The following is a 22,243-nucleotide window of genomic DNA, read 5'->3' as shown; positions in this document are numbered from 1 at the left end:
TGCAGGAAGCCTTGAGTCCAGTCATGCAAAACGTTCACGCGCTGCGACCTATTGTGGTTGCCTCGCGTTCTCCGCTTTCGGTTTGACCACAAGCCTAAGTCGAGACGCCTGTAGCGACGCCAAGCTGATGGAAGGGCTGGCGCGCGCGATCGAACGACCCAAGGGGGCCACGGTTCATGTACAAGGTAGCTCCGCAAACTGCGGCGACAGGCGCCGTGCCTGACACGGCGGCGCATGGCCCTAATTATTCGACCGCCGAAGCGGTCTACGGGTCCCGGGGGCTGCTGATCCTGCTGGTCTGCATCACCGGGCTGGGGCCGCTGGCAATGTCATCGTTTATTCCCGCTATCCCGGCGATCCAGGAAGAGTTCGGTGTAAGCCGAACGCTGAGCCAGCTCACGCTATCGGTTTCCTTATTTTTTATGGCCGCGGGTTCCTTGGTGTACGGTGCGCTCGCCGACCGCCTCGGACGTCGGCCGGTCATTTTGACCGGGGTCGCCTTGGCGGTTGTTGGCTCCGTCATTTGCGCGCTGGCAACCAATATCTGGCTGGTCATTATCGGCCGCGCGATTCAGGCCTCGGGCTCAACGGTGGGCTTTTCCCTTTCGCGAGTTGTGGTGCGGGACGTCTACGGCGACGAGAAATCCTCGAGCCTGCTGGGCTACATTTCTGCCGCGATGATGCTGGCGCCCGTCATGGGGCCGTTTATCGGCGGATACCTGATCGAATACTTCAGCTGGCACTATAATTTTGTCGTCGTCGGATCCATTGCCGCGGTGCTGTTTGTCGGGCTTTGGCTGCGACTGCCGGAGACCCGGCCCGAGGGCGTTGAGGGCGATCCGCAGCTGGTTCCCTGGGCTCGGTTCGCGGAGCTCCTTCGCCGCCGGCCCTTTCGACGCATGGTGATCTACGGCTCCGCGCTGCAGGGCACGTTCATGGCCTTCCTCGCCGCTGCCCCTTATCTCATCACTCAATATTATGGCCTGCCGGCGTCCTCGTACGGTTTCTATTTCTTTGGCGTGCCGCTGGGATTCTTTGTGGGAAGCCTGATCGCCGCCCGCTTCGGCACGCTCTTTACCCAGCGCGGCCTGATCTTCTGGGGCGCTGCCGGGAGCGTCGTTGCGTGTGCGCTGGCATTTACCCTATCGACCGGTATCGACGTCGGCCCCTGGGGCGTCTTTGCGCCCATCGCGCTAATGACGGTGGCTCAGGCGTCCGCCTACCCGGCGCTGCAGGTGCGACTGCTTACCGCGTCGCAGCCGCACTCCGGCTCGGGCTCGGGCTGCTTTAGCGCCATTCAGCTGATGGCTGGCGGCGTACTGGCACAGCTGGTGGGCGCCACGCTATTCCTGGGTGTCGCCGGCGTAACCGGCATCATGCTCCTGTGCAGCGCGGTGGCGATGTGGGTGGTTTTAACGCGCCGCCCGGAGCCCGCTGCCTAGTCCGGCCAAGCGGTCGGGCTACGGTTGCGTCGTGCTGCCGGCTGCCTGTCGGTAGCGCTCAAGCTGCGCCTCATCCTGCGCATTCCAGCGGTCACCGGAAAGGCTTTTGGCTTCCTTCATCAGCGCAACCGCCTGCTCGTGGTCCGCTTGCTTGTGGGCATACCGGGCCTGCTGAACGAGCGTGAAGCTATTGGGCTCCTGTTCCACCAGGAACCCGAGGAGCGGTTCAGCCTGAGCTAGGCTGTCCACGTCGAGATAGAGCGCCACCAGTCTCTGTGCCAACGATACGCGCAGCGATTCGAAGCCCGTTTCGTCCACGTGGGCGAGCCCTTGTTCGAAATAGTCGCGGGCCGTTGCGTCATCGCCCCGCCTGCGCGCGAGGTCCCCGGCGTAGCGCATCGCCTCAATCGCTGGCTCCGGGAGCTCGGCAGACAGCGCCTGCGTAAGCACGTCGGCCACGCGCTCCTCAGCGCTGGCATTGTCTCCTCGCTCCATGTCGATCCGCGCCAGGCGCAGTGAAACCTGAAGGGCACGAGAGACGTCTTCGATGTTCAGGAAAATCTCGCGGGCTTCGCTATAGGTTGCGATCGACTCATCAAACAGGCCTAGCGCGCGCTCGGCGGCACCGCGCTGGGAGAGACCCGTTGCAAGAAACAGCTGATCGTCTGCCTCACGCGCGATGCCGACGGCCTCGTCGGCCGCCTCGCGTGCCTCCTCAAAGCGTCGTTCGCGCTGGTAGAGCACGGAAAGAAAGTTGTAGTTGCGCCCCTGGCCAACGCGGTCACCAATGGCGCGACGAAGCTCGAGCGACTGGAGATGCAACGGCTCCGCTTCGCTGAAGCGGCCCTGCAGCCGGCGCAGGAAACCGTAGTTATTGAGCATTTTGGCTTCATTGGCCCGATCGCCGATGGCGCGAAAGCCTTCAATCGCGTCTTCGAGGTGCTGCTCGGCGGCATCGAGTTCACCGTCGTTCATGGCGATGTTTGCCAGCGTCGACGCAATCTGCCCCGGCAGCACCTGCCATTCCAGCTGGCGGAACTGCAGCGTTGCGCGCGCGAGCAGGGCGCGGGCCTCGTCAAACTGACGGCGATCTTTGGCCAGAATCGCGGTGGTGATCAGCGCCCGGCCGGTCGCCTCCCGGTCGCCGATCGCTTCGGCGACTGCCATCGCATCTCGGTAGGCCGTGTCAGCAAGGTCAAGACGGCCGCTGCGGTGACGCACCTTCCCCAGGAGTCGCAGCACCTGAGCCTCAAGGCGGCCATCTGCCTTGACGTCATCACGCTCCAGCAGAGCCAGCAGCGAGCGCTCCGCGGTCGGCGTTTCCCCAAGCTCGAAACGACAGTTGGCCCCCTGGATTCTTGCCTGTACAAGATCCGGGTTGCGGGCAAGGACCACGTCAAACAGCGGCGCCGCCTCAGCGCAGCGCCCCTCGAGAGCCGTGGCAAGCGCGCGCGCATAGGCTTCGTTGATAAACGGGTCATCGTCGACCGCCTCCGCAGTTCCAGCGGGTGCGTAGCGCCTGCCGCTCAGGAGGTTGCTGACGCCGGCCACCATGCCTCGCACCAGCGCGGTACCCTTGGGTGAGACCATGGTGGTCTCGGCTCGGAGCCCGTCGCTGTCGACCAGCGTATAGCTGAGCCGCAGCCCGCCCACGTGTTCTTCGAGCGCCGCAAAAAGCACGTGACTGGCACCATAGGCATCCCGGAGGCGCGTGGCCCGCTCCAACGCGTCCGGCCCATCGATGGCGCCATCCCAGCCCGTGTTTTCCACAAAGCTGATGACGTCCGCGGTGGTCACCGTGTCGACCACCGCCAGGTTGTCGAACAGCTCGTTGGCCAGCCCCATGAGCCCCAGGCGCGCCCAGTCGTATTCGACGTTGCCGGTGTCGTTGGCAATGGGCAGCACGGCAACCCGAATACCGTCCTCGGTGGAAGGTCCGCGCGGCCATAGCGATACGCCGATCACGGCAGCGACAATCAGCGTGGCCAGGGCGAGCCCTGCCCGGCGAACGCCCAGCCCTTGTGGTACCCGCTCATCTTCCGGCTCTTGGTCGTGCGCGCCCGTGTCCGCGACCTTGGGATCCGCGGCGGCTGCTATCGGTTCGTTCGATTCAGCGACAAGTTCGGCGACAAATTGATAGCCGTGCCCGTGCACCGTGCGGATGACCGACTGCAGCTCAGCGTCATCACCCACGGCCCGGCGCGCCTTCATGATGGCCCGTGTCATGGCCGTCTCCGACACGATCGACGGCGCCCACACGGCGTCCTGGATCTCGTCTTTGTCCACGGCGCGATCGCGCTGCTCGATCAGATAAATGAGCAGATCGAAGACCCGGGGCTGCAGCGGCTCCGGCTCACCTCCGCGCCACAGCTGGCGCGTGCCCGCGTCCAGCTCACAGTCGCCGAATCGGTAGCGGATCGACCCCGCTTTGGTCATGCGAATACCGGGTTGGTCATAGGTCACCACACCGTCATCAAAGGGTCAGCCTCCGGTCATTACATAAAAGCCCTCGCCGGACAGACTGGCCCCACGCTTCAAAAGCGCTGAGAAATCAACAGTTAACGCAAAAAACCGACCTAAAGGAAACTGACATGAAACGTTTGGTAATTCTGCTCTACGGCGTCACCAGCTACGCCGTCTTTTTCGCCTCATTTCTGTACGCCATCGGCTTTATCGGCAATTTCATCGTACCAAAATCGATCGATTCGGTGCCCGAAGCGCCGCTGGGCACGGCGCTATTCATCAACGCGCTGCTGCTGGCGGTGTTCGCGATTCAGCACAGCGTGATGGCACGCCCTGCCTTTAAGCGCTGGCTGACCCGGTTCCTGCCCAGGGCGGCGGAGCGCAGCACCTATGTGCTGTTTTCCAGCCTTGCGCTCATCTTGCTGTTTGCGCTCTGGGAGCCGATGGGTGGTGTGATCTGGGCCGCCAAAAGTGACGCGGCGCAGTGGGCCGCCTGGGGACTCTACGCGCTGGGTTGGATCGTCCTGCTGTATGCCACCTTCGCGATTAACCACTTCGACCTGTTTGGCCTGCGTCAGAGCTGGGCCGCGTTTCGCAATCGCGAGCCTGAGCCGCTCAAGTTTGTGCAACCTTGGATCTACCGGGTTGTGCGTCATCCGCTTTACGTTGGCTGGCTCCTCATTTTCTGGGCGACCCCGATCATGACCGTTGCCCATCTGGTCTTTGCGGGCCTTGGCACGGCTTACATTCTTCTTGGCATCCAGCTCGAGGAACGCGATCTGGCTGACGCCCATCCGGAATATCTTGAGTACAAGCGGCGGGTGCCCATGCTGATCCCCTCCCTGAGAAAGTCTTCGAAGGGCCGGTCAGGCGAAAGGACGCTCGCTGAGGTGCAATCATCATAGTTCCCGCGAAGGCTGGAGGAATTCGCGCTGTGGTGCTGCGCAGATCGGCTGCTAAGGCCGGTCTCGCAGCGCCCGGTGCAGTGCCATTGAGCCAGCGCCGGTCCCAAGCATAGACCCTGGCAGTGGCCGGGTGGGCCTGACCCGGCTGCTAGACTGTTGGGATTTCCTGTGCTGGATCTGCGATGGATCAAACTTTTGTTGAGGATGGATGGCTGACAGTACTGGTCGCCGGTCTTGCTGCCGGCGGCGCGGTGGCGGTGACGGTTTTGGTGGTGCTTCGCAAACGCTACCACCGCGCTATCGCCGAGCGGGAACAATCGATCACGGAGCTCAATCGGCTGCGGGTCGATCTCGCTCACGAAAACGACGAACTTGTCGCGGCGCAGGAAGCGCTGCGGGTCGAGCGAGATCAGCTCCAGGCTCGGCTCGAAAATGTGGAGCGTTCCAATGAGGTTTTGACGGCGCACCCCAACGGTCACTTCTACTCTCCGGTGGTAGATCCGACTGAGGTGTCAGCCGAAGCCGAGCGGATCTGGGCGCCCAGAACGAAGCTACCCGGATTGAGGTTTTCAGAGGAGAAACATCTGGCGGTGCTCAATCAGCTGTTTCCGCAGTTTATTTCGGGTTTCGACTATCCAGAGACACTGCCGGAAAACGCCAATCCCTGGTCGTTTTATGTTCAAAACAGCCAGTTCAGCTGGCTGGACTGCCGCCTGCTGTTTGTCCTGCTCAACGCCTGGCGCCCGGCTCAATATCTGGAGATCGGCAGCGGTTTTTCGTCGCTGTTAGCCGCTGACGTCAGTCGGAGGATGCTCGACGACGCCATGCAAGTGACCTGCGTTGAACCCTATCCGCGCCCGTTTCTGACACAGCCCGTGCCGGGGATCAGCGAGGTTATCGTCAAACGCGTCCAGGAGCTGCCGCTTGAAACGTTCGACCAGCTTGAGGCGGGTGACATCCTCTTTATCGACTCGTCCCACGTTGCCAAGACGGGCAGCGACGTGAACTTCCTGTTCTTCGAGGTTCTGCCGCGGCTTGCGACCGGCGTTCGGATCCACGTGCACGACGTCTTTTTTCCGTTGGAGTATCCGAAGGACTGGGTGCTCCAAGAAAATCGCAGCTGGAACGAGCAATACGTACTGCAGGCGCTGCTGACGGACTCGACCCGCTATCGAATCATTTTCGGTTCCAATTATGCGGCCACGGTATATCCCAAAGAGGTTGCCTCGGCTTTGGATCGTGAGGGGCGACCTCCGTTCGGCGGCGGCAGCCTGTGGCTGGAGGTCCGTTAAACGCCTAAACCGCTATGGGTCAATCGGCACGCTAAAAACCTCGTCTCTGTTGTTGCTGAAGTTTGTATCGTCGAAAGAGTCCGCGGCGGCGTAGTTAAACAGCTCATCACCCGGGTCTCCCATAACGTCAAAGCTCATGACGCAGGTTAGCGTCTCGCCGAGGGCCAGGCTCGGAATGTTGACATCGCGGTAGCGCCAGCCAGCCTGATTGTTGAACTCACTCATGCCACAGCCATCATCAGCGAGCGTCAGATTCACGGCCCGATAGCCGTCGAGAAATCGGATGTCGGACGCATCTCCGGGCCCGAGATTGAAGACCGTGATGCGGTACTCGATTCGATCTCCGTTGCGGTAGGGCCCGGGCGTGATCAGCTCCTTGGTGACCGTGATGTCAGCCGCGTCGTCGGGAAAAAGAGTCGTGTTCTGAAGAAACTTGCCGTCTTCGGCCGCGGCGAGGATATCAACACCCAGGCCACCTGGGGGTGGCGGTTCAATGACCTTCGCTGCCACTGCTGCCGCCTCGAAGCCATCCATAAAAAACGTGTCCTGAAAGCTCAGATTGGCGGCGATATCGGTCAGCCCCGGCGTGCCCGCGGGCAGCGTCAGCTCGGACCAGGTCTCGCCGTCAAAGCGCCAGGCGATGCCGATATTCTCGCCTGGATTTCCTCCCGGCCTGAAGCCGACCGCAATCACGTTGCCCGGCCCCGTGCCGCCGATCCAGCTGAGGGTATCGGTACCCGGAACCGGGACGTTTTGGTTGGTCCACGCGGTGCCGTCGAAACGCCAAATCTCGTTGAAGCGGGTCGCGTAGATCTCGCGCGGCGCAAGCGGTCCCGGGAGGCAGCTGCCGGGTACGGGCCAGGCACCGGTGAATTGCAAATTGCCGGCTTCATCAAACACCGAGTCGCCGGCCAACATGCCCGCTAGGCGATTGTCCAAATTCAGGATATCGCCAGAACCGAGTATGACTTTGATGTCGTCACTGTTGCCGCAGGCGGTGAGCATCGGCGCTTGGTAGGCCCGGCAGGGTCCTAGCGGGGGATCACTGTTTGGAAGATACGAACACACAAAGTTAAACCCAAAGCCGGTGCCGGTGGCCAGCTGACCGTAGAGCGCTGCGTCTTCCTCGGGGGTAATCCAGAGGCCGGTATAGGCGAGGTCATCGCCGCTTTCAATGATGGGTGACCAGGTACTGCCATCCCAGTAGAGAACGATATCTCTGCCGGCGGCAATAGCGGCCGTTGGTGAGGCGGCGTAGACGTCGAACAGATCGTTGGTGGTCACCGGAGGCTGCAGCGTCCCGTTGTCGCCGCCCTGGAAGTGCAGAATTTCACCGGCGTTGCCCACTGCGATGGCAAAGTCGCGAGATGGCGCCGTGATTCCGTTGAGGACCTCAGTAGCCGGAGTGTCGTTTAGCTCAAAAGCTAGGCTTGCCGCGCCTGGAAGCAGTGCGGCGAGCAGCAGAATAAGGGTTTTGGCAGTCCGTCCGTTGACCATTTCGCTGATCCATTGCTGTGGTTATCAGCGACATGCGACAAAACGCTCAAAACTGCGCCACCCGCTGGGCGCGTAGGCATTTTTTTGGGTCTCGGCGTCGTGGCCTAAAGCGCACTGCCCACCCGGTGTCCTTCACCGGTTGCGGCCATCACGCCGCGGGGGGCCGCAGCATCGCCAACCCGAAGCACTTCAATCCCCGCCTCCTCGAGCGGCGCCAGCAGCTCCAGGTTGGGCTGGCGCGGACCGGCGTAGGTAATGGCTACGACTTCGTCCACCATTTGTTCGCGCTGGTTGTAGACGTTTCTCAGGGCCAGCTGCGCTTCCCCGAGGTCGTCGAGATTCACCGGCTCAAGGCAGGTGAGCAACTCGATGCCCTTGTCATGAAGTCGCTGATAGATGCCCTGGCGGTTGATCAGCGATACGTCGGAGGCGAAGCGCTCCCGCGGCGTCACCAGCACCACCTTTTCGAACAGGTCGGCAAACAGCTCGGCGGCGGCGTAGGTCATTTCCGTGTGGTCGCAGTCCACGACGACCAGCGTGCCGTCCGTGGGGGTCGGGCGGGCGAGCATTTGCGACGCGAGCTCCCTGACGTCCGGGATCATCTCGGCCCACTCCTCGTCTAGCCAGTGGGGTAGGGTGGTGTTGGAGCCGGTGGCCAGCAAAACGGTGTCGGGTTCGAGTGCCTGCACCTGCGAGGCCGTGGCTTTCCCTTCCAAGTGAAAGGTCACCCCGGCTCGTTGGCCCTGAAGGTATTGGTAGTCGTAGATGCTGCTGAGGTTTTCGCCACCGGGCAGTTCTGCGTGGACCCGAGTTTTGCCGCCGAACTCATCGGAGGTCCCGAACACCGTGACCTGGTGCCCTCGCGCAGCCGCCACGTGTGCCGCCTCCAGCCCCGCGATGCCGGCACCTACAACAACGACCTTTTTCGCGGCGGGCGCGGTCGGCGGCTGCCATTTTTCCTCGTCGGGTTCGCCGACACGGGGGTTGTTATCGCAGCGTAGCCGATGGCCCTCGATAATCGCGCGCCAGCAGGTGTTACACGATACGCAGTATCGAATGGTCGCCTCTAATCCGTGCGCGGCTTTGTTGCCGAAAGCCGCATCGGTAATCAAGGGGCGCCCGAGAAAGGCGATGTCCGCCGTGCCGTCGGTCAGCGCCTTCTCACACTCATTAGGATCGGTCATATAGCCGATCGCCCCGGTCGGTATCTCAGGCTTGGCCTGGCGGAGGTCCCGGATGGCGTCCAGATAGGGATGGCGCTCGCCGTGCGCGTCCGGCAGATGCTGATACAGCGAATTGGCGTGAGCGCCCCAGCAGAACGTCCAGTAGCTGGCGATACCGCTGGCCGCAACCTGTTTCGCGATGGCCGACGCTTGCTCAAGGTCGATGCTGCCGGGAACGCCATCGTCACCCGGCAGTTTCACGCCGATAATGAAGTTCTCGCCGCAGCTTGTCCGAACCGCCTGCATCAGCTCCAGCACCAGCCGGCATCGCCGCTCGAGGTCACCACCGTAGCAGTCGTCCCTTCGATTGCTCCAGGGCGAAAGGAACTGGTGAAAGATGTGTCCGTGGCCGGCGGATATTTCCACGCCGGAGAAACCCGCTTGCTGGAGCCGCCGGCTCGATTCAGCCCACTGTTCAATCAGGTCTCGAATCTCCTGCTCGGCCAGCGCGCGGGGTACGGTCCAGCTGAGATCGTCCGGGAGGGCCGTGGCGCTGATTGCCGAATCGTTGCGGCCAACCTCGTGGCGTCCGCGCCCAGGGTCCTGAATCTGACCAAGAAGGCGCGTGTCAGCAGACTCAACGACTTCCGCAACCTGCTTGAGGCCATCCATGGCGACATCGTCGTAAGCCCGCAACTTGCCGGCGTCGGGGTTGTGGCGGGTCATCGCCAGCGGCTCGGTCACAATCATGCCCGTGCCGCCGCGGGCGCGCGCGCCGAGGTAGTTCAGCAAGGCCTCGTCCGGGCGCCCGTCCCTCACCAGACGGGTCAGGATCGAGGCGTGGGCCAGGCGGTTGCGCAGTCGCTGTCCGGACAGGTCCAGCGGGCTGAAGAGGGTTGGATAGATCGTTTCGCTCATAGGTAGGGATTCTGCCACGTTGGGCCGTCAATGCATGGTAAATTTACGGCCCCGAATCAGGAGCCATTCATGACCACCATAGTTGTGCTGTTCAATCTAAAGGGTGACGCGAGCCGCGATGCTTACGAAGCGTGGGCTAGGAGCACTGATCTGCCGACGGTCCGCGGGCTGGACGGGGTTGACGGATTTGATGCCTTTCGCACCACCGGGCTGCTGGGAAAGGACGGTCAGGCAGCGCCGTATGAATACGTCGAGATCATTCGCATCTCCGATATGGAAAAGTTTGGCGCCGAGTGTGCAACCGACACCATGCGCAGGGTGGCGGGGGAGTTCCAGGCTTTTGCCGACGGGCCCACCTTCATGCTGTGCGAGAGTCTGGATTCATGAGCTCGCTCCAGGGCAAGGTCGCGATCTGTACCGGCTCCGGCCGCAAAGAAGGGCTGGGGCAGGGCATTCTCAAGCGGCTGGCGGCTGACGGCGCGGCGGTGGTAGTGACCGATATCGGTCGCACCGAGGGTGTGCTGTCTGCGGACAACGTGGGCGCTTCCGAGGAAATGGAAGCGATAGCGCAGGAATTGCGGGACGCCGGCGCAAAGGCCATCACGGTCGCCTGCGACGTCCGCGACGAGGCGCAGATCGACCGGCTGATCGAAACCACCGTCAGCGAATTTGGTCGGCTGGACATTATGGTGAACAACGCGGGCGTTGGATACATGATGCAGCCGCTGGAAGAAGTCACGGCGGAGAACTGGCGGCTGGTCATCGATATCAACCTGACCGGGGCATTCCTGTGCACCAAAGCGGCGGCGATCCAGATGCGCAAGCAGGGTGACGGCGGTCGGATCGTGAACATCGCCAGCCAGGCGGCTAAATCGGGTTTCCCGCATCTCCCGGCTTACGTCGCGTCGAAACACGGCATGGTGGGCCTGACCCGAGCCACGGCTGTCGAGCTCGCGAAGGACCAGATCACGGTCAACGCCGTTTGCCCGAACCACGTCACCACGGGCCTTGGCGCCAAGCAGAACGAATACTTCGCGCGCTATCGCGGGGTCACGGTAGAGGAGTACCGAGCCGGCCTGCGTCAGCGAATTCCGCTGGGTCGCGTGGGGCTGGTGGAAGACACGGCGAACGCCACGGCGTTTCTCTGCTCAGACGACGCGTCCTATATCACCGGCGAGGCGATGAACGTCAGCGGCGGCGAGGAAATGCACTAGCGCACTTTTCTCAGAATCGCGACGTAGTCTTTGCCGCGGTTGATCCGCAGGTCATCGTCCAGATACGTGACCCTGGAGGTGGACGGTGGCCGGTTAGGGTCCTGCGGAACGCTGATCGACAGCGGGCTGTCGTCTGCCAGCCCCAGCGCTTGTCGAAGCGTCGCTAGCGACACGTCAGCGCTGGCCGGCGCGAAGGTGATGGTATGGAAGGCCACTTCCAGATCATTGCTCACCGACGTTGAGATACCCAAATCGGCCGTTGCGATGTAGAGGAACGGCACGTCGCCATCGCTGGTGACCATGTTCATCATGTTGCGGTAAAAGCGTCGGTCGGGCTGGAGCTCCTGGAGCACCGTCAGCGATTTTGCTTTGCCGCCTTTTTGCCCACCGCCCGGCAACGTTCGCGTCATGAACTTGAGGTCAATTTCGCCGACGATGCCCTGACTGCTGTAGAGGTTGGTCCAGATGCCGCTCACCGCAGCAGTCTGATCGGCAAGCTTCGGGGTTGGCGCGGTGGCCTCAAGGGCGCTGGCTGCCGCATCGATCTGGGCGGCCGCCGCTTCGGACACTGGCTGCCCGGCAGGGTGCTTCGCCAGCAGGGCGAGCAGCGCGCCTTTTTCTGTCGACGTTTCGGCCTCACTCACGCCCAGCAGGGCTAAGCTCAGTAAACAGATTCTCAGCAGCATGGGAGTCGGAATCCTTGCGGTTGAACAATTGCGCCAGTATCCGGCGACGCCGGAGAATGCGCAAGCTGACGGGTGGTGGGTTGCTGGCAGCGCTCTAGCGCCGCGGGGCTGCTATAGAAAGGTGTCCCCGCCGTTTGGGCTGAGACACTGGCCCTGGTAGTGACGCCCCGCTTCGGAGGCTAGAAAGACATAGCTCGGCGTAATGTCGTCCACCTCGGCGATCCGCTTAACCGGGATGGCTTGCCGGACCTGCTCCATGATGGCCGGCGGCACGTCAGCCAGCATAGGCGTGTTGGTGGCGCCGGGCGCAACGCAGTTGGCGGTGATGCCGCTATCGGCGAGCTCCAGCGCAAGAGACCGCGTAAACCCGATGATCGCGCCCTTGGCGGCCGTGTAGTGGGCGAAGCCGGCGGCACCTTTGTAGGCAAGCTGCGAGGCGGTGCTGATGATCCGGCCTCGACCGCGCTTATACATACCGGGCAGCACTTTTCGGGTGACCAGAAAAACGCCTCGCAGATGAATCGCAATCAGCTGATCCCACTGCTCCGTCGGCATCTTGTGCACCGGCGCAGCGTTGGCGATGCCTGCGTTGTTCACCAGGATATCGATATCGCCTAGCTCGGCCGAAACCTCGTCCACCATTCGAGCGACCGCGGGTTCATCGCTGACGTCGCCTTCGAAGGCGCGTGCCCGGCCACCCAAGGCGTCAATCTCATCGCAGACAGCTTGAGCGTTTGCCTGCTGCGCGGGGGCTGGATAGTTGACGGCTACCGCTGCGCCCGCGGACGCCATCGCCAGGGCAATCCCGCGCCCGATGCCGGAACTGGCGCCCGTGATCAGTGCGGTCTGGTCGGTGAGCGAAAAACTCAAAAGTTGCTGTCCGTCTTCATAGGCTGATTACAGCTCAAAGCCATCGCCAAAAACCACGTCGGGCGGGCCGGCTGTAAGCGTTAAAACTGCGGGGAAAAAGAATTCCTGACCACCCCGGGATCCGCGTGCGCCGCTGAGCACAATCGAGCGCAGTTCGATCGACCCGACGTCGGTGGCCGGCGCCGTCCAGGGAATGATGATCTCCGTGGTCGCCGCGGGCCCGAGGCTCGTGTGGGAGGCGGTCGCCTCCGGAGCATCGGGGCAGGTAACAATCGGCGAGCCGATGTTGCCATCACTTTTGTCGAAGGACCCGACGCGCATTCCCATGGTTGTTTCGCCGTAGACAAGGAATCCATTGAATTCGGAGACATCCGTGGCAAAGACCGAGATCATGTGCGTCTGGCCGGGAACATAGGTGGTGCCGCCCATGTCGAACATCACCTGAAAAGGACCGGCGCCGGGCAGATTCCGCGTCCGGGAGCCCATGCCGGTAATCGCGCTGCCTTCGGCGACACAGGTTCCGGGGCCGCTGGCGAAAGCCGCAGGTCGCTGGGCGGGCAGGGCGAGGAGCAGGACTGCAGCGGCAGCCGATAACGATCTGGCATACATCGAAGGCGAGTATGCCAAAGGCGAAGCCTTGTGTCCGAACTATTTTGTGGGTTGGGTGACCGCCGGCGTGCGGATGTTTGGCGGGATGGTGTCAGCGCCAGCGGGCTTCGGTATATTCATGGCACATCATCTGTGAGGGTCATCCAATGAGCATTTGTATCCGGTATGCCGCCAGACCCGAAAGCCTGCGCTGGCCGTCCTTACTGCTCGCAGCAGCGGCACTGATGGTGACTGGCTGCCAGCAAGGGGCCGAAGAGAGCACGAGTGGCAACGCCAAGGCGATTGAACAAACGAGCGTCGCTGACTCCGACGAGGCGCTCGACAGCGCGCTTCAGCTCCTCTTCGACGCCCCCAATCGCTATGCGTATCCCGACGCTATTGAGGCGCTCGAGCGAGTCATCGCGGCAAACCCTGGGGACCCCAAGGCGAACCTGATGTTGGTATACGCGCTCGGCAAGTCGGGGAAATATGAGGAAGCCAAACCCTACCTTGAGACCGCACAGCAGGCTCGCGACCGGTTGGAGGCTCGGGATCAGCTTTGGCTGGCGGCCCTGACCGCCCGTGTCGACGATGAGAAAAACGAAGAGCCCGCGCGTTGGCGTGAGGTTGTCGACAAGTTTCCTGACGATCGATGGGCTTGGTACGAACTGGCTTCTTCGCATTTGTCGCTGGAGCAATTTGCGCAGAGTGCTGAGGCAGCCTCGGAGGCACTAAGCCTCGAGCCCGACCCAGCGCGGTGGGAAGCGTCCTGGATTTACTATCTGCATTCCAAGGCACTGTTCCGGGAAGGTCGTTACGCTGAAGCAGCGCTGGCGGCGGAGGCCGGCCGTGACAACACCACCACCTGGCGGTCGACGTTCTTTCGGATGGCGATGGCTCAGGCTGCGGCCGGACAGGTTGAAGATGTGGGCAGCCTCGTGGACCGCTATCGAGAGATTTCGCTAGACGAGGGTCGCAACAACGAGTCGTACACCGAAGCCAATATCGCGCTGTTTTATCACGAGCTGGGCGACTACCCGCAAGCCGTCGAGCACGCCAGGCGATCGCTGGAGCTCGAACCCGGCGCCTACCAGGCCTGGGCGCTGGCTTACTGCCTGACCGATAACCAAGAGCCGCGGGAGGCTCTGGAGGTGCTGAGGACCGCGGCTGAAGGGTTTCCGGACAATCCGCACGTCATGGCCTCAAGAAGCTACGCGCTGCTCCTGTTGGGGCGGCTGGATGAGGCTCGCGCCAGTATCAAAGCCGCCGAGGCGGCCAGCGCTAGAAAAAACGTGTTCTTCAGCCAGCTTGCCGCCAGAATTGAGCGTCGGGCCAGCGGCGCGACCACAGGAGAATCCGGCCGCGAGGAGCGGCTCTGGCTGGGCTAGTCGACGGAGGTCCGCCGGGCATGGTCGCCCGGCACCGCAGCCGCTAGTTTCTCGGGCGGTTGGACGCCGCAGAGCTGGTGGCGCTCGATCCGTCTCGAGAGGGGCGTGGACGATCATCTGCGTCTTCAAAGCGCACAAATTGCGTCACGCCAACCTTGGTCGGATCCACCGCCTGAAGGGCGTTCGGTTCACCCAGACGGGTGGGTGGCTCTATTCGCCCGAGCGTTCCTGACCGGTCGTCGATCACGACCAGCGTTTGGTCAGCCTCGGCGACGACAAGACGCTGAGGGATTTCAGCCGTGGTTCGAGGCTTTGCAGCCTCCTGCGATGTCCGAGGGGATTCGGCCGGAGCAGCCGGATCCTGCGCGAACGCAACGGGCGTACTCAGGGCGACAAGCAGCGCGGTCGCTACGGTCGTTTTCTGTATCATCATTGTTCTTTTCTCGAGCCGCCGCGCAGGGCTTGTCACAAGTTCCCCGGCGCGCACAAAGCCATCGTTTATTCGGCAATCTAATGTGGGAGCTCGCCAGTCGGTTTTTCAAGGCCTTTTGGCCAGAAAAACCTTGTCGGGAGCGCAGTTTTTTTCCGTTCGTGAAGCGCAGTATTTGCAGCTCACCTTCACAGGTTTTTGGCAGGGTCAGCGGCAACCTTTGGATCCCTCACCAACGGAAGGATGTTGATGAAGACGCCGCATAGATTTTTGGCCTTAGGTTCGATTGTGCTGCTGATGGCGGGGGCGAAGGCATTTGCCCAGGCTGAGCTGCAGCTTGAGGCACCTCCCCAGGCTCAGGCCGGCTGGCGGGCTGATTATGGTCTGGGTGTGATCGTCAATCCGGAGTTTCAGGGGTCCGACGACTACCGCGTCCTGCCGGTGCCCTATATCGACCTTCGCTACGTCGACAGCGTCGGCGAAAAGTATTTCGTCAATGTGCCCCAGGGTATCGGCGCGTGGCTGGTGCGGCAGCGCAGTGACGACGGCCGTCGTTCCCTGGATATCGGGGTCGCGCTGGCGCCAGGTTTTGCCAATCGAGACGACGAAGATTTGCCCGGCCTGGAAGATTTTGGCCCCGCGCTCGAAGCCCGGGCGTATGTGCGCTACGGCGCCGGCCCCTGGAGTCTTCAGGCGTCGTTCTCTCAGGCGGTGGCCAGCGGTCACGAGGGGTTTTATGCGGATCTGTCGGCGGCTAGACGGGGCCGCTTCGGACGCGGCGGGTTTTGGAGCTTCGGGCCGACATTGCGGCTCGGTGACGGCACCTACAACAGCGCCCTGTACAGCGTGAGCGTAGCGGAAAGCCTGACCTCCGGACTGTCGGCCTATGGCGCAAGTTCCGGGCTGGAGAGCGTCGCTCTTCAGGGACTAGTCAGCCTGCCGGTCTCCAAAAACTGGCGCTGGACGGGTCTGCTCAGAGGCGGGCGACTGCTGAGTGATCCGGCCGACAGCCCGGTGGTCCAGGACGAAACGCAGCTGTTTTTTATCACTGCGTTCACCCGCCGGTTTTAGTCACTCGTACCCGAGGACATTTCACCGACGCGAAGCGTTCGGGGAGAACAACCAAACCAGCGGCGACAGGCGCGGGTCAACGCGCTCGTCTCGGAATAGCCAAGCAACTCAGCGACTTCAGCCACCGAGAGTTTCGACGAGGTCAGCAGACGATGTGCCAGCCGCCGTCGGACCTGATCCAGCAGCTCGCGAAAGCTTGTGCCCTCAGCTGCAAGCCGGCGGTGCAGCGTTCTCCGGTGGATCCCGCTGAGGGCGGCAACCTCCTCGATCGAGCAGCGGCCGGACTTCAGGGCATGCTCGATCATCGAGGTCGTTTGAGCCTTAAAGTCGTCCTGGTAGGCCCTTCGTAGCTGTTCGAGATAGCGGTGTGTCAGGGCCTGCAGGCCGGCGTCAGCCGACTCCAGGGGGCGGTCCAGATCGCTCCGGGGAAAGACCAACGCGTTTGCCGGCTGATCCCAGCGGACCGGGGCCGCAAACAGGCGCTCGTACCGGGCCCGAGCGGCTCTCGGCGCTGGCGGGTGGTGATAGAAATGTACCGCCGCTGGCGACCAGCGAGCGCCGATGAGCTGGCGCATCAGCGAAAGACCAGCGCCAAGGCACAGCTCAGCCGAGTGCCGGAAGCTGGCCATCAGGCTGGGGTTGCCGGCCAAGGCAAAAGAGAAACTGACGGCGGAGCGATCAACGTCGAGTTCGAGTCTGGCGCCCCGAACCTGGAAAAAGAAGTAGCGCCGCAGTTCCTGGAGCGCCGCGCCCGCAGTCGACGCATGTTGCAGGGCGAAACCTAGCGCCCCCAGCAACGCTTGGGGCTGTTGCCGTGAGCCGAGCAAAAGAGAAAACTCCTGCGTGTCGCAACGGCTGGCCGCGAGCGCAAGCGCGAGCTCAAATTGGTCCAGCGGCAGGTAGTCGTCCTCTCGATCGGGCAGCAGGCACTCCCGAGGCAAACCGGCTTCGCTCAGTAGCGCGAGGGGGTCTTGACCGAGGCTGCTCACCAGATCCGCGTAGCCATGAAGTGAGCCGGCTCTGACGCTATAGATCATCACTGCTCCGCCATATGGCACCGAATGTCAACTTTTAGGCACGAAATGTCAAATTGTGAGTGCAACTGGCAAGCATACTTGGGAGCAGAAAACGGAGAAACTGCATGAGCGCAACCGCCGAGACCCTTGGCCCTGGTGTCTGGAAAGACCGGAATCGGTATCTGTGGCTCCTGAGCCTGACCGGCCTGGTGCTACCGTTTGTGGGGGCCGGGGCCGCACTGGCCACCGGCTGGGACGTGTGGTGGTTTTTGACGCCAATCTACGTTTATGCGCTCCTCCCATTGCTCGACGTCTGGGTGGGTGAGGACCAGGCCAACCCCCCGGAAGCTGCCGTGGCGGGGCTGGAGTCAGACTCCTACTACCGATCGCTCGTGATTGCCCATATACCGCTTCAGTACGTCCTGATTGTGGCCGGTGCCTGGGCGCTGACCGAGCTGGACCTGTCGCTGATCGCTAAGCTAGGGCTCACCATATCCATTGGCCTTTCGAGTGCTGGCGGTATCAACGCGGCGCATGAACTCGGCCACAAGAAAGGTCGACTGATGGCCTGGTTGGCGCGGCTAGCGCTGGCTCCGTCCGGCTACGGACATTTTTATGTTGAGCACAACCGGGGTCACCACGTGCGGGTCGCCACGTTCGAAGACCCCGCCAGCGCCCGCTGCGGTGAATCGCTGTATCGATTCTGGCCACGCACGGTGTGGGGTAGCCTGCAGTCGGCATGGCGGCTCGAGAGAGATCGACTCTCGCGGAAGGGACGGTCGGTCTGGTCAACCCAGAACCAGAATCTCCAGGGCTGGGTGCTGACGATCGCGTTGTTCGCGGCCATCCTCGCCGGCTTCGGCTGGTCGGTGTTGCCGTGGCTGCTCCTGCAGATGGTGATCGGGTTCCTGCTGCTCGAAACGGTCAATTACGTCGAACACTACGGGCTGCTGCGGCAGCGGGACGCGGGTGGCAAGCTCGAACGACCAAGGCCCGAGCACTCCTGGAACAGCAATCATCGCGTTTCGAACTTGATGCTTTACCAGCTGCAGCGGCATGCGGATCATCACGCCCACGGCAGTCGAGCCTACCAGGCGCTGCGACACATGGAGGGTGCGCCCCAGCTGCCGGCCGGTTACGCCGCGATGATTATGCTCGCCGGCGTTCCACCGCTGTGGCGCCGGGTGATGGATCCCAAGGTCCGAGCCCACTATCGGGGTGATCTGTCTCGCGCGAATCTGCAGCCCGGCGTCCAGGCAGAAGCTTAGGCGGCCACCTAAGTTCCAGCTGACGGAGGTCAAGCCTCACCTCGTAGGTGTTTGGCCGAGGCTCAGCCCAGCCCCAGGCCGTCGATTTCCGGCAGTTGACCCCGAACCAACAGCAGGGCTCCGCGGGGGCATTCGATCGGCGGATGTGGCTGGCCTTTTTTGCCGAGCATGTAGTCTCCGGCCCTCACCGCAACTCCGTTGACCACAAGCTCTCCCTCAAGCACCAGGCACTCTTCGTCTTCGTCGTGATCGTGACCGTCCAGCACTACGCCGGCATCAACCTTCCACAAAGCGGTAACGCGGCCATTAACCGGGCTTCGATACAAGGTTTTTACCTGGATACCTGCCCCGAGGCTCTTCCACTGACCGTCGTCGGTTCGAATCAGGTGTAGGCCCGGATCCTCCTCGACTCTTTCCATCAGCCGATCCTTGATGCGGGCGCGGCGCCGGTCGGCCAGTGGTGCGGGCTTGAGTCCGCGGGCAAACAGTTCGATGTCGATATCGTTCAACACCTTATCCTTTTTGTCTTCCATGTCATTGCTCCCTGATCGTGTCATTTTGGCGCAGCGCGTTAATGGCACGGCGGGCGTGTGATTTAACGGTTCCCAGCGGCATGCCCAAGACCTCGGCTATCTCGCTATGGGAATAATCTCTTAAGAAGGCCAGGCTCAAGACCTGCTGCTGGGCGTCGTTCAGCGACGCCAGGGCGGTGGTCAGTGCGGAGCCCCGCGTGACCAGGTCCAGAAGTTCCCCTGGCCCCGGGTTGTTGTCGGCGGCGTCCGGTACGTTATCGCTATGATCACGGCGCCGGCGCAGCTGATCCAGGGCGCGGCTGCGAACCAGTACCGCCAGCCAGCCCAGGCCGCTACCCCGGCGGGGATTGTAGCTGCCGGCCGTTCGCCAAACCTGAGTATATGCGTCCAATACGGCTTCCTCGGCGTCCTCCGCCTGTCGCAGAACCGCAAAGGCAATGCTGAAGGCGAAGTCGATGGTCAGATCGTAGAAGCGGTTCATGGCGCCTTCTTGTCCGGCGGCAATCTGCGTAATTAGCGACGCATGCTGCTGGTCGCTGTGGGCCAGCGTGTCGGTTTTCACCGCGCGTGCCGGACTGAGAGTGCCAGCATATTCGCCGGAAAGGTTGAACGGATCGGGCACGATTTTCTTTCCTGATATTCGATGATCTCCACCCCTAATACGCGGCCAATCGTCAATCGGATGCAGGCAAATTTTCTGCATCCGGATCGCTCGCGGTTTCGTAATGACTCACCAAACCGAGCCGCTTGATGGAGCGATCTGATGCAAGCATTACCTATCCTGCTGTTGAGCCTGCTGCTCAGCAGCCAGACTGTCAGCAAGAACCGGCCGAGCCTGGACTGCGATTGGCTGAAACTCGCTGCACCGCAGACCGAGTGTACGTTAGCTGGGGGCTGGCAGCTTGCCGCCCTGGGTCAGCAGACTGGAGACCCTGGCTTCTACCGTTTTGCGCTCGCCATCGCCACTCAATTTCGGCGCGATCCGCGGCAGCAAACCGAAGCGGTTTTGCTTCAGGGTTTTGCGCTGCAGCAGCTGCATCGCTTTGATGAAGCCTATCGCGTTGTGCAGCCGCTGCTGAAAACTGCGCCCATCGCGGCCGTGCATCAGCTTCTTGGAGACATTCGGCTGGAACAAGGACTCGTCGTGAAGGCGGCGGAGCATTACCAGCAGCAGATCAACCTCAAACCCTCGCCATCGGCCTACGCGAGAGGCGCGCAGGTGCGTTACCTGTCGGGTGACGTGGAGGGCGCGCTGGAGTTGCTGGAACTCGCGCTGGAAGGCGCGAGCCGATCATCGGATACGAGCGAGCTTGCGTTCACGTTGCGGCTCGGGGGGCGCTTCCTGTTGACGCAGGGCGAGATTACCGCCGCCACCGACATGCTCCGGGACAGCGTTCGCCTGGCACCCAACCCCGGTACCCGTCTGCTGCTCGCCAGGGCCCAGGTGGCTGGCGACCAGTCCATTGCTGCCTGCACCACGCTAGCCGGGTTGATCCAAGATCACCCGGCTCCGGACGCTGTCGCCTGGTTCAGCGAACTGCCGGCCTGTGCTGAGGAGCAGGGTTTGAATCAGGTTCGCTCGAGCAATGGGGGGCGGCTGGATGCGCGGGGCTACGCCCGCAACCTGCTGCTCGATGCGCGGGACACTGCAACCGCCGCGCAGCTGCTGCGCGGCGAGCTGCTGCAGCGGCGGGACCCCGTTACGCTGGCCCTAGCAGCCTGGGCGGATCTCGAACTGGGCTACGCCGCGGCGGCGGAACTCAAGATTCGGGAGGCGCTCGTGAGCCGATACCCGGAACCCTTGCCCTACCTGGTGGCCGCCATGGTCGCGGCGCAGCGTGAGGATGCTCCCGCTAGCGAGCGGCACCTGGCTCGCTTGTCCCAACAATTTTTTCTGCTGAGTCCGCGGGAGCGGGAGATCTATGCCCGTCTCAAAGACTCAGCGCTTCAACCGCAAAACCTTTAGGAGAATAAGATGATTTTGCCAAAGTTATGCCCCTCAAAGTCGGCCTGGAGACCGATGCTTCTTGCCAGCCTGGTCGCGGCCAGCGGCAGCGTCCTGGCGTCCAGCCACATGGATGCGCCGCTGATCACCCGCGACGATCCGGCCAACACGACCGATGTCTATGCCTTTGTGGCGAGCGACGGGAATCAGAAGTACCTGAGCACCTCGCTGTCGGTCTATCCGTTCGAGGAGCCAGGCATCGGGCCCAACGCGTATGACTTCGATCCGACCGTACGCTATGAGATCCATGTCAGTCTCGGCGACGATCTGGCTCGTGGGCGGCCCACCATTACGTACCGGTTCGACTTCGATACCGCCTTTAAGAACCAGCAAACGATTCTGCAGGGTTACCTCGGCGTGATTGAAAACGTTGATGACGAAGCACAGAACCGCACCCAGACCTACTCGGTGACCAAAATCGATCGTCGAGAACGAGGTCGGAATCGCCGCGAGCTCCTCGGATCTGGCGTGGTGCCGCCGAATAACCAGGGTATCGCAACGCCGTTTTACAACACCAATAACGACGGCGAAGCGCCGGCCCGCGATGGCGTGGCAACAGCCGCTGAGCTCGATCGTTATACCAGCCAAACGGTCGCTGAGTTGGACGACGGTTACCTGGCCTTTGCGGGACAGCGCGATGACGGCTTCTATGCTGACATCCAGGCCATTTTCGACCTGCTTTCGCTGCGTAATGGCGATGACGTGTTCGACAGCCAGTCAGGCTTCAACGTCCACACCATCGTGCTCAACATCCCCGTAGAGGAACTGGGTGGCGATCTGCAGCAGGTGGGTGTGTTTGCGACGACCAGCCGGCAGGTGGTGTCGATATTCGGGCGGGCCCAGGGCCTGCATCGCCAGGTCGGGCGTCAGGGCAATCCGCTCTTTGCCGAAGGCTTTATTGCGCTGGAGGACAAGGATCTCTACAACCAGTCGCTGCCTCATGTTGATGCCCGACTGTTTCGCAAATATGCCGAGACGCCGGAACTAGCCGCACTGATCAATGCCCTGATTTTTGGGGGCGAAGAGGTAGCGCTGGCCAGCGACCGATCGGACCTGGCCGGGATCTTTATTCCTGACGTTATCAAGGTTGACCTGTCGACCGAAGCCGCTCGCCTGGCCGGCTCTGGTGCGGACCACGCCACCAATCCGGACGACGAAGGGTTCTCCCGTCTGTCTATTTTTGGCGGAGACGTGCTGGTCAGCCAGATCAGCAACGGCTTTGGTGATGGCGCGGTGCCCGGCGGCTGGCCCAACGGCCGGCGTTTCGGGGACGACGTGGTTGATATTGCGGTATCGGCAGCCCTGAGTGACCTGCGCGACCTCGACAATCTGCAGATCACGGTGGCCGATGGTATCGACAACGTTAGCGCCAACGACATCGGCTACAACAAAGTCTTTCCTTATGCAGCCACGCCGCATAACGGTCGTAACGTAAAACACAACCCCTGACCCGTCAGGCGGTGACAGCGGTGGCGGCCGTTTCGGCCGCCACCA

At 62.2% G+C, this 22,243-nt stretch carries 20 protein-coding genes; 10 read left to right on the top strand and 10 right to left on the bottom strand.

What is annotated here, in order from left to right; genetic code table 11:
* The first annotated feature begins 176 nt into the window (after window positions 1–176).
* Window positions 177–1,442, top strand: a complete 1,266-nt coding sequence (locus AAF358_22920; protein MEM7708425.1) for a multidrug effflux MFS transporter — start codon at window positions 177–179, stop codon at window positions 1,440–1,442.
* 18 nt (window positions 1,443–1,460) lie between these two features.
* On the opposite strand, the gene AAF358_22915 is transcribed toward AAF358_22920, so the two are convergent.
* Window positions 1,461–3,905 carry a tetratricopeptide repeat protein gene (locus AAF358_22915; GenBank protein ID MEM7708424.1) on the bottom strand — a complete coding sequence of 815 codons (2,445 nt, stop codon included), beginning with the start codon at window positions 3,903–3,905 and terminating at the stop codon, window positions 1,461–1,463.
* A 128-nt stretch (window positions 3,906–4,033) separates the two neighbouring features.
* Here AAF358_22915 and mddA point away from each other — a divergent pair, with 128 nt between their 5' ends.
* Both mddA and AAF358_22905 read left to right on the top strand, forming a co-directional pair.
* The gene (gene mddA, locus AAF358_22910; protein ID MEM7708423.1) at window positions 4,034–4,810 is read left to right on the top strand and encodes a methanethiol S-methyltransferase; all 777 of its coding nucleotides are present in this window, start codon (window positions 4,034–4,036) and stop codon (window positions 4,808–4,810) included.
* 182 nt (window positions 4,811–4,992) lie between these two features.
* Complete coding sequence (locus tag AAF358_22905) at window positions 4,993–6,102, top strand: class I SAM-dependent methyltransferase (GenBank protein MEM7708422.1); 1,110 nt, start codon at window positions 4,993–4,995, stop codon at window positions 6,100–6,102.
* A 12-nt stretch (window positions 6,103–6,114) separates the two neighbouring features.
* Here the strand turns inward: AAF358_22905 and AAF358_22900 are convergent, their stop codons facing one another.
* Both AAF358_22900 and AAF358_22895 read right to left on the bottom strand, forming a co-directional pair.
* Window positions 6,115–7,599 carry a hypothetical protein gene (locus AAF358_22900; GenBank protein MEM7708421.1) on the bottom strand — a complete coding sequence of 495 codons (1,485 nt, stop codon included), beginning with the start codon at window positions 7,597–7,599 and terminating at the stop codon, window positions 6,115–6,117.
* A gap of 104 nt (window positions 7,600–7,703) precedes the next feature.
* Window positions 7,704–9,680 (bottom strand): FAD-dependent oxidoreductase, encoded by a 1,977-nt coding sequence (locus tag AAF358_22895; protein MEM7708420.1) that lies wholly within the window; start codon window positions 9,678–9,680, stop codon window positions 7,704–7,706.
* A gap of 69 nt (window positions 9,681–9,749) precedes the next feature.
* Between AAF358_22895 and AAF358_22890 the strand changes: the two genes are divergently transcribed.
* Window positions 9,750–10,067 carry an REDY-like protein HapK gene (locus tag AAF358_22890; GenBank protein ID MEM7708419.1) on the top strand — a complete coding sequence of 106 codons (318 nt, stop codon included), beginning with the start codon at window positions 9,750–9,752 and terminating at the stop codon, window positions 10,065–10,067.
* The gene (locus tag AAF358_22885; protein ID MEM7708418.1) at window positions 10,064–10,894 is read left to right on the top strand and encodes an SDR family NAD(P)-dependent oxidoreductase; all 831 of its coding nucleotides are present in this window, start codon (window positions 10,064–10,066) and stop codon (window positions 10,892–10,894) included. Before AAF358_22890 ends, AAF358_22885 begins: the two co-directional genes overlap by 4 nt.
* On the opposite strand, the gene AAF358_22880 is transcribed toward AAF358_22885, so the two are convergent.
* From AAF358_22880 to AAF358_22870, 3 genes are all read right to left on the bottom strand, one after another.
* Complete coding sequence (locus tag AAF358_22880; protein ID MEM7708417.1) at window positions 10,891–11,580, bottom strand: PAP/fibrillin family protein; 690 nt, start codon at window positions 11,578–11,580, stop codon at window positions 10,891–10,893. The genes AAF358_22885 and AAF358_22880 overlap by 4 nt on opposite strands.
* 111 nt (window positions 11,581–11,691) lie before the next feature.
* Window positions 11,692–12,450, bottom strand: coding sequence for an SDR family NAD(P)-dependent oxidoreductase (locus AAF358_22875; GenBank protein ID MEM7708416.1), 759 nt, complete (start codon window positions 12,448–12,450; stop codon window positions 11,692–11,694).
* Between the two features lie 27 nt (window positions 12,451–12,477).
* Entirely contained in the window at window positions 12,478–13,059 is a 582-nt protein-coding gene (locus tag AAF358_22870; protein ID MEM7708415.1) for a reeler domain-containing protein, read from the bottom strand.
* Between the two features lie 146 nt (window positions 13,060–13,205).
* Between AAF358_22870 and AAF358_22865 the strand changes: the two genes are divergently transcribed.
* Entirely contained in the window at window positions 13,206–14,426 is a 1,221-nt protein-coding gene (locus tag AAF358_22865) for a tetratricopeptide repeat protein (protein MEM7708414.1), read from the top strand.
* A 43-nt stretch (window positions 14,427–14,469) separates the two neighbouring features.
* Here the strand turns inward: AAF358_22865 and AAF358_22860 are convergent, their stop codons facing one another.
* Window positions 14,470–14,859: a hypothetical protein gene (locus AAF358_22860; GenBank protein MEM7708413.1), complete on the bottom strand. Its 390-nt coding sequence runs from the start codon at window positions 14,857–14,859 to the stop codon at window positions 14,470–14,472.
* 246 nt (window positions 14,860–15,105) lie between these two features.
* Between AAF358_22860 and AAF358_22855 the strand changes: the two genes are divergently transcribed.
* Complete coding sequence (locus tag AAF358_22855; GenBank protein MEM7708412.1) at window positions 15,106–15,927, top strand: MipA/OmpV family protein; 822 nt, start codon at window positions 15,106–15,108, stop codon at window positions 15,925–15,927.
* Here the strand turns inward: AAF358_22855 and AAF358_22850 are convergent.
* Entirely contained in the window at window positions 15,924–16,964 is a 1,041-nt protein-coding gene (locus AAF358_22850) for an AraC family transcriptional regulator (GenBank protein MEM7708411.1), read from the bottom strand. The two genes, AAF358_22855 and AAF358_22850, sit on opposite strands and share 4 nt — an antisense overlap.
* A gap of 104 nt (window positions 16,965–17,068) precedes the next feature.
* Here AAF358_22850 and AAF358_22845 point away from each other — a divergent pair, with 104 nt between their 5' ends.
* Window positions 17,069–18,211 carry an alkane 1-monooxygenase gene (locus AAF358_22845; GenBank protein MEM7708410.1) on the top strand — a complete coding sequence of 381 codons (1,143 nt, stop codon included), beginning with the start codon at window positions 17,069–17,071 and terminating at the stop codon, window positions 18,209–18,211.
* 62 nt (window positions 18,212–18,273) lie between these two features.
* Here the strand turns inward: AAF358_22845 and AAF358_22840 are convergent, their stop codons facing one another.
* Together AAF358_22840 and AAF358_22835 are read right to left on the bottom strand one after the other, a co-directional pair.
* Window positions 18,274–18,744 carry a cupin domain-containing protein gene (locus AAF358_22840; protein ID MEM7708409.1) on the bottom strand — a complete coding sequence of 157 codons (471 nt, stop codon included), beginning with the start codon at window positions 18,742–18,744 and terminating at the stop codon, window positions 18,274–18,276.
* Window position 18,745: 1 nt separating this feature from the next.
* On the bottom strand, window positions 18,746–19,366 hold the full coding sequence (locus AAF358_22835) for a sigma-70 family RNA polymerase sigma factor (GenBank protein ID MEM7708408.1): 621 nt from the start codon (window positions 19,364–19,366) through the stop codon (window positions 18,746–18,748).
* Window positions 19,367–19,507: 141 nt separating this feature from the next.
* On the opposite strand from AAF358_22835, the gene AAF358_22830 reads away from it, so the two are divergent.
* Window positions 19,508–20,710, top strand: coding sequence for a hypothetical protein (locus AAF358_22830; GenBank protein MEM7708407.1), 1,203 nt, complete (start codon window positions 19,508–19,510; stop codon window positions 20,708–20,710).
* A 54-nt stretch (window positions 20,711–20,764) separates the two neighbouring features.
* Entirely contained in the window at window positions 20,765–22,198 is a 1,434-nt protein-coding gene (locus tag AAF358_22825) for a DUF4331 domain-containing protein (protein MEM7708406.1), read from the top strand.
* The last annotated feature ends 45 nt before the right edge of the window (window positions 22,199–22,243 follow it).

The sequence above is a fragment of the Pseudomonadota bacterium genome, from assembly GCA_039033415.1.
GTDB lineage: Bacteria > Pseudomonadota > Gammaproteobacteria > Xanthomonadales > SZUA-38 > JANQOZ01.
This window is presented reverse-complemented; position numbering and strand designations above follow the sequence as displayed.